This window comes from Sphaerotilus montanus (assembly GCF_013410775.1).
GTDB lineage: Bacteria > Pseudomonadota > Gammaproteobacteria > Burkholderiales > Burkholderiaceae_C > Sphaerotilus > Sphaerotilus montanus.
In genome coordinates, this window is record NZ_JACCFH010000001.1 from 3,581,273 (window position 1) to 3,594,400 (window position 13,128).

Annotated in this window: 9 protein-coding genes and 1 pseudogene; 2 read left to right on the forward strand and 8 right to left on the reverse strand. The window is 68.9% G+C overall.

What is annotated here, in order from left to right; translation table 11 throughout:
• Positions 1-17: 17 nt before the first annotated feature.
• A complete protein-coding gene (locus tag BDD16_RS16365) occupies positions 18-2,474 on the reverse strand; it encodes a sodium-translocating pyrophosphatase (protein WP_179634932.1) in 2,457 nt (818 codons plus the stop codon).
• A 323-nt stretch (positions 2,475-2,797) separates the two neighbouring features.
• Here BDD16_RS16365 and ppa point away from each other — a divergent pair, with 323 nt between their 5' ends.
• On the forward strand, positions 2,798-3,337 hold the full coding sequence (ppa, locus tag BDD16_RS16370; RefSeq protein ID WP_179634933.1) for an inorganic diphosphatase: 540 nt from the start codon (positions 2,798-2,800) through the stop codon (positions 3,335-3,337).
• 93 nt (positions 3,338-3,430) lie between these two features.
• Positions 3,431-5,212 carry an ABC transporter ATP-binding protein/permease gene (locus BDD16_RS16375; protein WP_179634934.1) on the forward strand — a complete coding sequence of 594 codons (1,782 nt, stop codon included), beginning with the start codon at positions 3,431-3,433 and terminating at the stop codon, positions 5,210-5,212.
• 41 nt (positions 5,213-5,253) lie between these two features.
• Here BDD16_RS16375 and tcuB read toward each other — a convergent pair whose 3' ends face one another.
• From tcuB to BDD16_RS23405, 7 genes and pseudogenes are all read right to left on the reverse strand, one after another.
• Positions 5,254-6,417, reverse strand: coding sequence for a tricarballylate utilization 4Fe-4S protein TcuB (gene tcuB, locus BDD16_RS16380; RefSeq protein WP_179634935.1), 1,164 nt, complete (start codon positions 6,415-6,417; stop codon positions 5,254-5,256).
• Entirely contained in the window at positions 6,404-7,816 is a 1,413-nt protein-coding gene (tcuA, locus tag BDD16_RS16385) for an FAD-dependent tricarballylate dehydrogenase TcuA (protein ID WP_179634936.1), read from the reverse strand. Before tcuA ends, tcuB begins: the two co-directional genes overlap by 14 nt.
• A gap of 19 nt (positions 7,817-7,835) precedes the next feature.
• The gene (locus BDD16_RS16390) at positions 7,836-8,819 is read right to left on the reverse strand and encodes a Bug family tripartite tricarboxylate transporter substrate binding protein (RefSeq protein ID WP_179634937.1); all 984 of its coding nucleotides are present in this window, start codon (positions 8,817-8,819) and stop codon (positions 7,836-7,838) included.
• 53 nt (positions 8,820-8,872) lie between these two features.
• On the reverse strand, positions 8,873-9,628 hold the full coding sequence (locus tag BDD16_RS16395; protein WP_179634938.1) for an SDR family oxidoreductase: 756 nt from the start codon (positions 9,626-9,628) through the stop codon (positions 8,873-8,875).
• Positions 9,629-9,787: 159 nt separating this feature from the next.
• On the reverse strand, positions 9,788-10,891 hold the full coding sequence (locus tag BDD16_RS16400; RefSeq protein WP_179634939.1) for a porin: 1,104 nt from the start codon (positions 10,889-10,891) through the stop codon (positions 9,788-9,790).
• A gap of 56 nt (positions 10,892-10,947) precedes the next feature.
• Positions 10,948-11,910, reverse strand: a complete 963-nt coding sequence (locus BDD16_RS23400) for a Bug family tripartite tricarboxylate transporter substrate binding protein (RefSeq protein WP_375139097.1) — start codon at positions 11,908-11,910, stop codon at positions 10,948-10,950.
• 132 nt (positions 11,911-12,042) lie between these two features.
• Positions 12,043-13,116 (reverse strand): annotated as a pseudogene (locus BDD16_RS23405) (4-oxalomesaconate tautomerase); the annotation flags it as partial.
• Positions 13,117-13,128 lie beyond the last annotated feature (12 nt).

Consider the following 13,128-nt stretch of genomic DNA (forward strand, 5'->3'; position numbering starts at 1 on the left):
GCGACGTCATGCCGACCTCATTTCAGGGTCACCTCCACCCGGCGTGCTTCGGCTGCGGAGCCGCTGCCGGTGGACTCGGCGGGCTTGCTCAGCTCCACCTTGTCCTCGGCAACGCCGAGCGCCTTGAGCGCGTCGCGCACCGCGAAGGCCCGCAGCCTGGCCAGTTCCGCGTTCTTGGCCGGATCGCCGCTGGCGTCATGGAAGCCGCTGATCACCGCGGTCTTGCCGTCTCCGACCGCCTTGACGATGTCCGCCAGTGCGGCCGGAGCACCATCGGCCAGCGTGGCGGCACCCGAGGCGAAGTAGAACTTGACGACGCCGTTCTCGACCTTGATGGAGGCCGCGTCGGCATCGACCGCCGGCGCCGCCACCACCGCCGCTGGGGCCGCATCCACCTTGGCGGCTGGCGCCGGGGCCGAGCCACCCGACAGCAGCGGCACGATCAGCAGCGCGACGATGTTGATGATCTTGATCAGCGGGTTGATGGCCGGGCCGGCGGTGTCCTTGTAGGGATCGCCCACCGTGTCGCCCGTGACGGCGGCCTTGTGCGCCTCGCTGCCCTTGCCGCCGTGGTGGCCGTCCTCGATGTACTTCTTGGCGTTGTCCCAGGCGCCGCCGCCGGTGCACATCGAGATCGCGACGAACAGGCCGGTCACGATCGTGCCCATCAGCAAGCCACCCAGCGCGGCCGGCCCGAGCAGCAGACCCACCAGCACCGGCACGACCACCGGCAGCAGGCTGGGCACGACCATTTCCTTGATCGCCGCCGAGGTCAGCATGTCCACCGCGCGGCCGTATTCCGGCTTGGCCGTGCCCTGCATGATGCCGGGGATGTCCCGGAACTGGCGCCGCACTTCCACGACCACGCTGCCGGCCGCGCGGCCGACCGCCTCCATCGCCATCGCGCCGAACAGGTAGGGGATCAGGCCACCGATGAAGAGGCCCACGATCACCAGGTGGTTCGACAGGTCGAAGCTGATGTGCAGGCCCCGGGCTTCGAGCGCGTGGGTGTAGTCGGCGAACAGCACCAGCGCCGCCAGTCCCGCCGAGCCGATCGCGTAGCCCTTGGTCACCGCCTTGGTCGTGTTGCCCACGGCGTCCAGCGGGTCGGTGATGTCGCGCACCGACTTGGGCATCTCGGCCATCTCGGCGATGCCGCCGGCGTTGTCGGTGATCGGGCCGTAGGCGTCGAGGGCCACGACGATGCCGGCCATGCTCAGCATCGAGGTCGCGGCGATGGCGATCCCGTACAGGCCGCCCAGCTGGAACGCCACCAGGATCGCCAGACAGACGAAGAGCACCGGCCAGGCGGTCGAGCGCATCGACACCCCCAGGCCGGCGATGACGTTGGTGCCGTGGCCGGTGGTGGAGGCCTGCGCGACGTGCTGCACCGGGGCGTACTGGGTGCCGGTGTAGTACTCGGTGATCCAGACCAGCGCCGCGGTCAGCACCAGACCGACCGCACAGGCGCCAAACAGCCGCATCTGGCTGCCGGCGCTGCCCAGCACGTCGTCCGGCACGAACAGCGTCGTGACGACGTAGAACGCCACCAGCGACAGCACGCCCGCGACGATCAGGCCCTTGTAGAGCGCCGGCATCACGTTCTTCATGCCGGGGCTGGCCTTGACGACGCTGCAGCCGATGATCGACGCGAGGATCGACACCCCGCCCAGCAGCAGCGGATAGACCACCGCCACCATCGGCGCCGTGGTGATCAGCAGCGCGCCGAGCACCATCGTGGCGATCAGCGTCACCGCGTAGGTCTCGAACAGGTCGGCCGCCATGCCGGCGCAGTCGCCGACGTTGTCACCGACGTTGTCGGCGATCACGGCCGGGTTGCGCGGGTCGTCCTCGGGGATGCCGGCTTCGACCTTGCCCACCAGATCGGCACCCACGTCGGCACCCTTGGTGAAGATGCCACCGCCCAGCCGCGCGAAGATCGAGATCAGCGAGGAGCCGAAGGCCAGACCCATCAGCGGCTTGAGCGCCACCGACAGGTCCGCGCCCGGGGTGGTGCCGCCGCCGGTCAGCACCCAGAACACGATGCCCACGCCGAGCAGGCCCAGGCCGACCACCAGCATGCCGGTGATCGCGCCGCCCTTGAAGGCGATGTTCAGCGCGTCGTTCATGCCGCGGGTGGCCGCCTGCGCCGTGCGGACATTGGCCCGCACCGACACGTTCATGCCGATGAAGCCGCAGGCGCCCGAGAGCACGGCACCGATGACGAAGGCCACCGCCGTGGGCAGCCCGATGAACAGCGCGATCAGCACGGCCAGCACCACGCCGACGATGGCGATCGTGCGGTACTGGCGGGCCAGGTAGGCGGCGGCACCCTGCTGGATCGCCGTGGCGATCTCCTGCATGCGGGCGTTGCCCGCGTCCTGCTTGAGGATCCAGCTTCGGGTGATGAAGCCGTAGATCACTGCGGCCAGGCCGCAGAGCAGCGCCGCCGTCAGCGCGGTGGTCATGGACATCGGAGTCTCCTTCCTCGTGGGGTGGGTCGTCGAACTCGGGCAATGATGTCGTGCGCCGCCGGGGCGCCGGGTGAGAAACTGCACGCTGAAAATTGATTCAAATCAATCCTGCGTGCATCCGGTTTCTCTAGTTGATGGCCATCCTAGAAGAAGAGAAGCGTTAAAACAATCACGCCAGCATGGTGTTTTCCAGCAGTGGAAGCACATTCCCGGTGCGTCGGACGGGGGCCTCGCCAGAAAGCGGGACTGGCCGTGCAAGGTCGGTGCAAGCGCACCCCGTAGAATCCCGGGCATTGTTCGTCCCCACTCGGAAAAACTCCCACATGAGCCTGCACAACGTCACCCCCGGCGCGAAAGCCCCCGAGCAATTCAACGTCGTCATCGAGATCCCGATGAACGCCGACCCGATCAAGTACGAAGTGGACAAGGAAAGCGGCGCGCTGTTCGTCGACCGCTTCATGACGACCGCGATGCACTACCCGTGCAACTACGGCTACATCCCGCGCACGCTGGCCGACGACGGAGACCCGGTCGACGTGCTGGTGATCACCCCGTTCGCGCTGACCCCGGGCGTGGTGGTGACCTGCCGCGCCATCGGCGTGCTGCAGATGGACGACGAAGCCGGCGGCGACGCCAAGCTGCTGGCCGTGCCGATCGACAAGATCCTGCCGATCTACACCCACTGGCAGAAGCCGGAAGACATCAACCCGATGCGCCTGAAGGCCATCCAGCACTTCTTCGAGCACTACAAGGACCTGGAGCCGAACAAGTGGGTCAAGGTCAAGGGCTGGGAAGGCCCGGACGCCGCCAAGGCCGAGATCGTCAACGGCATGGCCGCGTACGAGAAGGCCGGCCAGGCCTGATCGCCGGTCACTGCATCGCCGGCTTGTCCGGCGTGCTGCGGCAGGGAAGGGAGTCCGGTCGGGCTCCTTTTTTTTCGCCCGTAGACTACGGGCATGAACTGGAACCAAGAGCTACTCAACAGCGCCGTCTGGCTCGGCAAGACCTTTGCCATCACGCTGGTGGTCTTCGTGCTCGTGATGGCCGTGCTGGCGCGCACGACGGTGTGGGGGCGGCAGTTCTGGTCGCTCAGCGGCGGCTACTTCTCGCCGAAACGCAGCTGGCGGCCGCTGCTCGGGGTGGCGCTGCTGCTGCTGTTCACGCTGTTCTCGGTGCGCATGAACGTGCTGTTCTCGTACTGGTACAACGATTTCTACAGCGCGCTGCAGGCGCTCGACCAGCCCAAGTTCTGGTTCAGCCTCAACCTGTTCGGCATCCTCGCGGCGATCCACGTGGTGCGCGCCCTGGTCGCGAGTTACATCCGCAGCGCCTTCACCATCCACTGGCGCCAGTGGCTCAACGACCGCACGGTGTCGGAATGGCTCGGCGGGCAGTCCTATTACCTCGGCCGTTTTGCCGAGCCGTCGGTGGACAACCCCGACCAGCGCATCCAGCAGGACGTCACCTCCCTCATCACCACCACGCTGACGCTGGCGCTCGGGCTGGTCAGCGCCGTGGTGTCGATGTACGAGTTCACCGGCATCCTGTGGAACCTGTCGGCGTCGATGACGGTGTTCGGTACCGAGGTGCCGCGTGCGATGGTGTTCCTTGTCTATGTGTACGTGATCGCCGCGTCGGTGTTCGCCTTCCGGATCGGCCGGCCGCTGATCGAGCTGAACTTCCTCAACGAGAAGTTCACCGCCAACTACCGCTACCTGCTGGTGCGCATGCGCGAATACGGCGAGAGCATTGCCCTGTACCGCGGCGAGGAGGTGGAGCGCCGGGGCCTGCTGAAGAGCTTCTCGGCGGTGATCGGCAACGCCTGGGACACCCTGTGGCGCTCGCTCAAGCTCGACGGCTACAACCTCGTCATCAGCCAGATCGCGGTGATCTTCCCCTTCATCATCCAGGCGCCGCGGCTCTTCGCCGGCACGATCAAGCTCGGCGACGTGATGCAGACCAGCCAGGCCTTCGGGCAGGTCGAGGACGCGCTGTCGTTCTTCCGCAGTTCGTACGACAGCTTCGCGGGCTACCGCGCCGTGCTCGACCGCCTCAGCGGCTTCGAGGCCAACGTGAAGGCGTCGTCGGCGCTGGCCCTGCCGCAACTGAAGGACAACCCGGACGCGCTGGTGCTGCGCGGCCTGAGCGTGATGCGTCCGGACGGCCAGCCGCTGACCCGCGACCTCCACCTCACGCTGTCGCCCGGTCAGGCGCTGCTGATCCGCGGCCCGTCCGGCTCCGGCAAGACGACGCTGCTGCGCACGCTGGCAGGCCTGTGGCCGTTCTCGACTGGCCAGGCCGAACGTCCGGGTGGCAACGCCTGCCTGTTCCTGTCGCAGCGGCCGTATTTGCCGATGGGCAGCCTGCGGGGAGCGCTGGCCTATCCGGGTGACCAGATCAGCGACGACGCGGCGCGCCAGATCCTCGCCCAGGTGCAGCTCGGCCACCTCGCCGACCAGCTCGACGTGGTGCAGGACTGGTCGCAGGTCCTCTCGCCCGGTGAGCAGCAGCGCCTGGCCTTCGGCCGCGTGCTGGCCAACCGGCCGTCGATCGTCTTCCTCGACGAGGCGACCTCGGCGACCGACAGCGGTCTGGAGCACGGCCTCTACGCGCTGCTGCGGGCGCAGCTGCCGCAGGCCATGCTCGTCAGCGTCGGCCACCGCGAGACGCTGGCCGCCTTCCACGACCAGGCGCTCACGCTGGGCCGTGACGGGGCCTGGAAGCTCGAATCGGTGTGAACGGCCCTGCGGCACCGCCGGGTGCTGCGGGCGTCCCGGGCTCAGTCGTCGCCGACGCCCAGCCGGTTCGGCTGGCGCTTCTCGATGGCGAACTTGAGCAAGGCGGCACAGCGGTAGATGCCGTGCGCGAACTTGCCGTAGGGCAGGGTCGCGAACAGGGCCATCACGACGCCGAGGTGCACGGCCAGCAGCGCGGCCATCGCCCCGGTGTCGCGCCCGGCCAGCAGCGCCAGCCCGGTGCCGCTCGTCAGCAGCAGCAGCGCGATGAAGCCGCGGTCCATCGGACGCTGCGCCGGGTCGCCGTGCAGCGGCGCGCGGTGCAGGTTCAGCCAGAGCAGCCCTGCCGGACCGACGAGCAACCCGATCCCGCCGAACGTGCCCAGCAGCACCGGCAGGCTCGTCACGGCGTAGGGCGCCTGCAGCCCCAGCAGGTAGTGGTAGAGCGTGGCCACGCTCGTCGAGGCGAAGCACAGCAGGAAACCGTAGAACGTGGCGTGGTGCCAGCGCCGGCGCCACAGGGTGAAGCGGTCGTCGGCCTCGTTGCAGCCTTCGCCGTGGCCACCGCCGAGGTACTTCAGGCGCAGGGCATCGTGGGTCGCTTCGGCCACGGCCGCGCCGCTGGCCGACCCCGGCGAGACGCCGCGCCAGAAGCGCCGCACCCCCATGGCGAGCGCCAGCACCGCCCAGCCGAACACCGGCGCGAACATGCCGACCAGCAGGTTGTGCGGGAACACGGCGTAGAAGTTGCCCGCCATCGGCGCGTGCCAGAGGCTGCCGGTCATCGCCAGCACCATCACCAGGAACAGCGCCAGCCCGCCCGCCAGCGCGAGCGCCACTGTCAACCCGCTGCGCTGGTAGAGCCGGCCGAGCGCAGGCGGCCAGGCGTGGTCGGCGTAGGTCTGCACGCGCAGCTCGGCCATTGCCTTCGGCACGTTCAGCGCGAATTCGTGCGGTGGTGCGTACTGGCAGGCGTGCAGGCAGGCGCCGCAGTTGTGGCAGAGGTTGGCGAGGTAGTGCGCGTCGGTGGGGGTGAAGTCGAGCCGCCGCGTCATCGCCGGGAAGACCGCGCAGAAGCCCTCGCAGTAGCGGCAGGCGTTGCAGATGCCCATCACGCGGGCGACTTCGTCGGTCTGCGGCGTGGCGGGGACGAACTCGCCGCGCCCGAGCGCCAGCGCGTCGCGGGTCAGCGCCTCAAGCGTCTGCATGGGCGGCTCCCTGGCGTTGGGCCAGCGCGCTGCGGGCGGCCGACGTGCCGGCGATGCGCCCGAACGCCGTTCCGATCGACATGCCCACACCGGCCGTGTAGCCCTGGCCCAGCACGTTGCCGGCCATCATCTCGCCGGCCACGAACAGGTTGTCGCTGCGGCGCCCGCCGAAGCGCACGGCGGCCTGGTCGTCCGTCTTCAGCCCGAGGTAGGTGAAGGTGACGCCGGGGCGCAGCGTGTAGCCATAGAAGGGCGGGGTGTCGATCGGCCGCGCCCAGTGGGTCTTGGCGGGGGTGACGCCGTCGGTGTGGCAGTCGTCGAGCCGGGTGTGGTCGAAGGTGCCGGGGCGGCAGGCGCGGTTGTAGTCGTCGATGGTCTGCATGAAGGTGGCTTCGTCCACGCCGAGCAGGCGGGCGAGTTCGGGCAGGGTATTGGCCTGCTTGCCGGGGAACACGGGGGGCATGAAGCGGCCGAGCGCCTTGGCGTCGATCACGCAGTGGCCGATCTGGCCGGGCTGCTGGGCGACGAGGCGGCCCCAGATCGCATAGCGCTTCGGCCAGAAGTCCTCGCCCTCGTCATAGAAGCGCCGCGCCTCGCGGTTGACGACGACGCCCAGGGACACGCAGTCGATGCGGGTGCAGATGCCGCCGTCGTAGAGCGGGGCGCGGGCGTCGATGGCGACCATGTGCGCCTGCGTGGCGTCGCCGATGGTGTCGGCGCCGGAGGCGATCAGGTCGCGCAGCAGCGTACCCAGGTTGAAGCGGGTGCCGCGGATCAGGAAGTTGTCGGCGGGCCATTCGCCGCGGGCGTTCTGGCCCCACGCCTCGCGCAGCCAGCCCCGGTCCGACTCGAAGCCGCCACAGGCCAGCACGCACGAGCGCGCCGTGATGCGCTCGCCGCCGATCCAGGCCGCGGCGAAGCGGTCGCCGTCCAGTTCGATCCGGTCCACCGGCGCTTCGTAGCGGATCTGCACGCCCAGCCGCTCGGCGCTGCGGAAGTAGGCGTTCACCAGCGCCTTGCCGCCGCCCATGAAGAAGGCGTTGGTGCGCGCCGTGTGCAGCGCGCCGGACAGCGAGGGCTGGAAATGCACGCCATGCGAGCGCATCCAGTCGCGGCAGTTGGACGAGGCGCGGATCACCAGACGGGCCAGGTGCTCGTCGGTCTTGCCGGCGGTGACCTTCAGCAGGTCTTGCCAGAACTCCTCTTCGGGGTAGGCATCGACCAGCACGTCCTGCGGTGCATCGTGCATGCAGCGCAGGTTGCGGGTGTGGCTGGAATTGCCGCCGCGCAGGTTGCGCGGCGCGGCTTCGAGCAGCAGCACCGAAGCACCGGCTTCGCGTGCCATCAGCGCGGCACAGAGTGCGGCGTTGCCGCCGCCGATCACGAGCACATCGACCATCGTGGGAATCCGTTCCGCCTCAGTCGGCCTTGATGCTGGCGCGCTTGACGATCTCTTTCCAGATCTTCTGCTGCTGCGCGATGTAGGCCGCGAATTCGCTCGACGGCCCGCCCCCGCCCACCGCGCTGTCGCTGGCGAAGCGCTCGGTCACCGAGTTCGATTTCAGCGCTTTCAGCGATTCCTCCTGGAGCTTCTTCACGACGTCGGCGGGGGTGCCGGCGGGCGCCAGGATGCCGTACCACTGCGAGGTCTCGAAGTCCTTGAAGCCCATCTCGGCCACGGTCGGCACGTCCGGCAGCGCCGCCAGCCGCTGCGGCGTGCCGACGGCGATGGCGCGCAGCTTGCCCGACCTGATGTGCGGCAGCATCGCAGGCAGCCCGGCCGAACTCGCCTGCGTGCGCCCGGCGAGCAGGTCGGTGAGCTGCGGGCCGGTGCCGCGGTAGGGGATGTGGGTCATGAACATGCCCGTGACCAGCTTCAGGTACTCCATCGCAAGGTGTCCCGCGCTGGCGTTGCCGGCCGAGCCGTAGTTGAGCTTGCCAGGGTTCTTCTTCACGTAGGCGACGAATTCCTTGAAGTCCTTCGCCGGCACGTCCGGGTGGACCACGAACAGGTTGGGCACCTTGGCCAGCAGCGTGACCGGGATGAAGTCCTTGTTCACGTCGTAGGGCTGGTTCGGGAAGATGTACGGGTTCACCGCCAGCGAGCCGACGTGGCCGAGGATGATGGTGTGGCCGTCCGGCGCCGCCTTGGCGACGTCCTGCATCGCGGGGATGCCAGCGCCGCCGCCCTTGTTGTCCACGAACACGGTCTGGCCGAGCTGTTTCGTCAGCTCGTGGGCGACGGTGCGCGCCACGATCTCCGACGTGCCCCCCGGCGCGAACGGCACGACGAAGCGGATGGACTGCTTCGGCCAGCCCGAGGCGGTGGCCTGCGCCGTGGCGAGTCCGGGCAGGGCGAGTGCCGCGGTGGCGGACAGGAAGTGGCGGCGGTCGATGGTCATGGCTTGTCTCCTGGTTGTCGTGGGGCGTGCCAGCGTCTGGCGCCCGGCTGGGTTCAGAACTGGTAGCGGCGCAGGCCCCCATCGACCGGGATCACCGTGCCGGTGATGTAGCTCGCCAGCGGGCTGCTCAGGAAGCACACCAGGTTCGCCAGGTCTTCCGGTTCGCCGTAGCGCCCGGCGGGGATCTCGTGTTCGCACTGCCACTGCCGGTACTCGGGCGTGTAGTTGCGGAAGATCTGCTCGGAGTGGATGCGCCCCGGCGGAATGCAGTTCACCGTGATGCCGTGCTTGCCCACCATGCGGCTCAGGCCCTTGGCCCAGCTGTGCATCCCGGCCTTCGCGCAGAAGGCGCCGTTGATGTGCTCCGGCTCGCTCTTGCCTGTGATGTTGATGATGCGGCCCCACTGGCCGGCGATCATCTGGTCGATCAGCGCGTCGCCGAGCTGGCGCGGGCGGTGGAAGTTCAGCGTGATCGCCTCCTGCCACTGCTCCTCGCTGACGTGCAGCTCCTTGAAGCTGCGCGAGCCGCCCGCGTTGTTGACCAGGATGTCCACGCGGCCGAGACCGGCCACCGCCGCGTCGGCGATGCGGCGGGCGGCGTCGTCGGCGTACATGTCCTGTTCGATCAGCACCGGCTCGGCGCCACCGGCGGCCACGATCTCGGCGGCGACTTCACGCAGTTTCTCGACGCGGCGCGCGGAGATCGCCACGCGCACGCCTTCGGCGGCCAAGGCTTTGGCGATGCCGCGGCCGATGCCGACGCTGGCGCCGGTGACGAGGGCGGTGCGCCCGGTGAGTTGCAGGTCCATCTGTTCTCCGTACAGGTCATCCAGTGCTTGATGGCCGCGACTGTAAGGAGCGCTTCGTGCCGCGCCAAGACGAGCGCCAGCGAAGACCTGTTCACGATTCGTGAACAGACGATGGACACAGGACACGGCGGAACGACCTGAAACCCGAAAGACGCTGGCTCAGAAGTTGTGGCGCACGCCCAGCTCCAGCCCGGTGGAGCTGCCGCCCTTGACCAGGGTGCCGGATCCGCCGGAGAGGGCGGCATTCAGCGCCGCGCTGTTGCTGATGCGGGACACCGTGCCATAAAGCGCCGTTCGCCTGGACAGGTCATGGACATAGCCCAGGGCCAGTTGCGACGAGGCTTGCCCATCGATGCTGGTGTTGCCCACCTTGCCACCGAAGCGGGCGCGGTTGTAGGACAGCTTGACTTCACCGCTGCGCATGGGCACGCGCACGCCGAGCAGCAGGTTGGTCTGCTGCGCCGCGGCCTGTTCAAACCGGCGCAGCGCACCCGAGACGCGCACGATGCCGAAGTCGTAGCCGCCGCCCAGGGTGGTGTCCTGCAAGTGGCCGCTGGTGGTGGTCAGGTCGTTGTCGGTGCGGGTGGTGGCGGCCGACACGTTGAGCTGCTTGTCCGCGTACCCCAGCCGCAGGCCGATGACCCGCGCCAGACCGCTGGCCGACGCCCGACCCTCGCCGGGTGCCAGCAGGACACCGCCTTCCACGCCGCCCAGTCCGGCCGGCAGCAGCCACTGCACCGCGTTGTTGGCCCGCACGGTCGTCGCGGGTGTCGATCCGAAGGCCGACTTGATCGGACCGGTCGGGGTGGCCGAGACCAGGCTGCTCGAACTGCCGACGCCCACATAGCTGAACGGATCGTGCCGGCTCCAGGCCACGTAGCTCGGCACGAAATCGCGGCCGGCGCGCACCTCGCCCGCCCGGGTGTGGGCCAGGCTGAGGGTGGCGCGGCGGTCCCAGAACTGGGTGGACGACGCCGCGGTGCCCGTGTCCAGCAGGATCCCGTGCTCCAGATGGAAGCCGGCGGACCAGCCGGCGCCCAGATCCTCGGTGCCGCGCACGATGAGGCGGCTGGTCGAATTGGAGCCGTTGACCACGGTGTTGCGGGCGGTCTGGCCTTCGTTGCGGACTTGCCGGACGCCGACGTCGGCCACGCCAGCGACCGTCACGCTGCTGGTGGACGCCGATTGGGCGAAGGTCGTCTGGGCGCCGAGGACCAGGCTGGTCGCCGCACAGGCGCGAATGAGGTGCAGGGAGGTGCTCATGGCTTGTCGCTGTCGTTGTTGCTGTTGCTGTTGTTTTGGTGGGTGTCTCAGGGCGATCAATCGGCGGTCAGCTTGGCCTTCTGCACGACACCCTTCCACTTCGTCAGCTCGGACTTGACCAGCGCCCCGAGCTGCTCGGGCGTGCTGGACTCGACGTCGGCGCCGTGGTCCTCGATGCGCTTGATGATGTCCTTGTCGTTGAGGATCTGGTTGAGCGCCTTGTTGAGCTGCTCCACGATCGGCTTCGGGGTCCTGGCCGGTGCGAACAGGCCGTACCACTGCATCACGTCGACGCCGTCCACCCCCGCCTCCTTCAGCGTGGGCACGTCCGGCAGGCTGGCCGAGCGCTTCGGGCCCGCGACGGCCAGCGCCTTGAGCTTGCCGGCCTTGACGTGCGGCAGCGCGGTGAACAGGCTCGGGAACATGAACTGCGTCTGCCCGCCGATGGTGTCGCTGACGGCCGGCGCCGAGCCCTTGTACGGAACGCCCAGCATCACCACACCCGCGTTCATCTTGAACAGCTCGGCGGCGAAGTGCGGTGCGGTGCCGTTGCCGGCGCTGGCGTAGGTGTACTTGTCCGGCTTGGCCTTGAGCTGCGCGACGAGGTCTTTCACGTCCTTGACCGGCACATTGGCGTTGGCGACCATCAGCGTGGCCGAGTAGCCGACCAGGCCGATCGGCTCGAAGTCGTTGACCGGGTCGTAGCGCAGCTTCTGCAGCGCCGGGTTCATGCTGTGCGTGGCGATGTAGCCGAACATCAGCGTGTGGCCGTCGGCCGGGGCGCGGGCGACGAACTCGCTGGCGATCGAGCCGTTGGCGCCGGCGCGGTTGTCGATGACGATGGTCTGGCCGAGCAGCGTGCCGAGCTTCTGCGCGATGGTGCGGGCCATCGCGTCGTTGCCGCCACCGGCGGCGGTCGGCACGACGATGGTGATGGCCTTGTCCGGGAAGGCGTGGGCGGCCGGGGCGGTGGCGGCCAGGGTGGCGGCCAGGGTCGGGGCGATCAGGTGCTTCAGCATGGGGTTGTCTCCTTCATGAATCTGGTCATGGTTTTGGTCACGGATCTGGATCGGGCGGGAAAAGACGTAGTCGGGGATGTGCAGCTCCCCCTGCAGGATCTTTCGGGCGGTGCGCACGAGCGAGGCGCGCTGGATGCGGGCGTCGGCACCGTCGCCGTCGATGGCCACCTCGACATCGATGCGGCCCTGCGGGTGCAGCACCGAGAGCTTGCGCACGCCGGCCACCGAGGTCGGGCCGCTGGCGACCGTGCCCGGCAGCGCGAAGGCGGTGGCCACGCCGATGGCGCCGGTGACCGCGTGCGAGGCGTGGCAGCGGCGTGGCGTGAAGTAGCGCGAGGTGACGCTGTCGTCGTCGTGGCCGCGGCTGACCAGCACCGGCTTCGGGATCACGCTGGTCGAGACATCGCCCAGCCCCATGCGCTCGCCGGCCACCAGGCGCAGCCGCTCCAGCCGTTCCAGCAGGGCGCGGTTGGCGTCCAGTTCGATCGGCGGTTCGCGTCCGCCCACACCGAGGTCGGCGGCGCGCACGATCATCAGCGGCATTGCCGCGTCGATGCAGGTCACCTCGACCCCGTCGATCACGTCGATGCGCTGCCCGGTCGGGAACACCGAGCCGGTCACCGAGCCCCAGGCGTCGAGGAAGTTCAGCCGGATGGGTGCGGCGGTGCCGGCCACGCCGTCGATGCTGGTCAGCCCGTCATAGGTGACGCGCCGGCCCGGGGTCAGCACGGTCACGTCGATGCGCGCCCGGGTGTTGACGTTGAACACGCGGACCGTGGTCTGGCCGTCCTGCGCGGCGACCAGGCCCTGCTCGATGGCGAACGGCGCCACGCCCGAGAGCATGTTCCCGCAGTTGGGCCGCGTGTCCACCGAGCGCTGGCCGACGCCGACCTGGGCGAACAGGTAGTCCACGTCGCAGTCCGGCTGGCTGGAGCGCGAGACGATGGCGACCTTGCTGGTGAGCGTGCTGCCGCCGCCGACGCCGTCCACCTGCAGCAGGTCCGACGCGCCGATCGCGCCGATCAGGGTTTCGTCGCGCGCGGTCTCGTCGGCCGGCAGCCAGTCGCGCAGGAAGAACGGGCCGCGCGAGGTGCCGGCGCGCATCAGGACACAGGGGAGGGTGATCGGGTGCATGGGCCGCATCATCCCGTTCCGATCCATGCGTGTGAATTGCATTGTTGGGATCAATTGATAGACTGAGTGCATCAATCAACCGCA

Coding starts and splice junctions, on each gene's coding strand:
- BDD16_RS16365 (WP_179634932.1), bottom strand. CDS start 2,474: ATGTCCATGACCACCGCGCTGACGGCGGCGCTGCTCTGCGGCCTGGCC.
- ppa (WP_179634933.1), top strand. CDS start 2,798: ATGAGCCTGCACAACGTCACCCCCGGCGCGAAAGCCCCCGAGCAATTC.
- BDD16_RS16375 (WP_179634934.1), top strand. CDS start 3,431: ATGAACTGGAACCAAGAGCTACTCAACAGCGCCGTCTGGCTCGGCAAG.
- tcuB (WP_179634935.1), bottom strand. CDS start 6,417: ATGCAGACGCTTGAGGCGCTGACCCGCGACGCGCTGGCGCTCGGGCGC.
- tcuA (WP_179634936.1), bottom strand. CDS start 7,816: ATGGTCGATGTGCTCGTGATCGGCGGCGGCAACGCCGCACTCTGTGCC.
- BDD16_RS16390 (WP_179634937.1), bottom strand. CDS start 8,819: ATGACCATCGACCGCCGCCACTTCCTGTCCGCCACCGCGGCACTCGCC.
- BDD16_RS16395 (WP_179634938.1), bottom strand. CDS start 9,628: ATGGACCTGCAACTCACCGGGCGCACCGCCCTCGTCACCGGCGCCAGC.
- BDD16_RS16400 (WP_179634939.1), bottom strand. CDS start 10,891: ATGAGCACCTCCCTGCACCTCATTCGCGCCTGTGCGGCGACCAGCCTG.
- BDD16_RS23400 (WP_375139097.1), bottom strand. CDS start 11,910: ATGCTGAAGCACCTGATCGCCCCGACCCTGGCCGCCACCCTGGCCGCC.